We start from the raw sequence: 1,061 nt of genomic DNA on the forward strand, positions 1-1,061 counted from the left end.
CGACTTTGGAGAAATCGAGGATGTCATCAATAATGGTCATGAGCGATTGCGATGAGTTATCGATGATCTCCACAAATTCTTTTTGCTGCGGATCGAGCTTAGTATCACTAAGCAGCGACGCCACACCAATAATGCCATTCATAGGGGTGCGGATCTCGTGGCTCATGGTCGCGAGAAACTCACTTTTCTTGCGATTGGCGACTTCCGCCTTATCTCGCTCTGCTTCTAACTCGGCTTGATGCTCTCGCACTTTTTGCACGCTTCGATTGTATTTTTGCGCCAACAAGCTGACTTCATCAAAACACCAACGTTTGGGCAGCGTGACCGTACTCGGCGCATTACCGCCGCTAAAATCACTCACCGCACCGGAAAGCAACTGCAAAGGATTCACCAATAAACGGAAGGCAACCCACAACACCCCAACCATCAACAACAAAATTTTTATCGCTTCTGTCGTGAGTAGAAAAAAGAACTGTTGCCATAAATCTTGATAGACGGCGCTAAGGTCAGACTGCACAGTCAGCTCTGCGAGCTCAAACGTTTTTTCACCCACACTAAACTGCATCGGCCAACGCCTCTCAACCACATCTTGCGTGATTTCTGTTCCGAGCTCGATGATAACTTCGTCTTTGGTAGCAATGCGTAGGTAATCCACCGATGGCAAACGCATCGCCCCCAGCGCTTGGGTGAGTAACAGCTCACGGTCTTCAACCCACAAACTGGCTGAAAAGCTGGAGAGGTAGCTCGACTCCACTTGTTTTAAGTCGGTGTCGAGATGGGACAACTCTTCTTGAAAATCACGATATAAACTGATGGCAGAAATGACTAACGTAAAGATCAAACTCAACGTTAAAACCGCCAGCATAAGCTGGTTACCGATACTAAACCGGCGTTGAGTTCGCTCTTTTACATCCATATGAAATCACTCCGATAATCTTGCGCTACTCTAAATATAGTCGTGAGCAAATAATAATCGAGGATAGGATGAAAGGACTTCTACGTGTATTGGCTTTTAGTTGTATGGCAGTCAGTGCAGCGACCGCCGCTGAAGAGGTGAATTA

1 protein-coding gene is annotated in these 1,061 nt (G+C 46.8%); it reads right to left on the reverse strand.

The window, feature by feature from the left end; genetic code table 11:
* Positions 1 to 916, reverse strand: a 916-nt coding sequence (locus tag R7Z78_RS24765; protein ID WP_318117050.1) for a histidine kinase dimerization/phospho-acceptor domain-containing protein, incomplete at its 3' end; no start/stop codon positions are given.
* Between the last annotated feature and the right edge of the window lie 145 nt (positions 917 to 1,061).

Origin of the sequence: Vibrio sp. 1167 (assembly GCF_033340375.1) — a bacterium.
GTDB classification, from domain to species: domain Bacteria; phylum Pseudomonadota; class Gammaproteobacteria; order Enterobacterales; family Vibrionaceae; genus Vibrio; species Vibrio alginolyticus.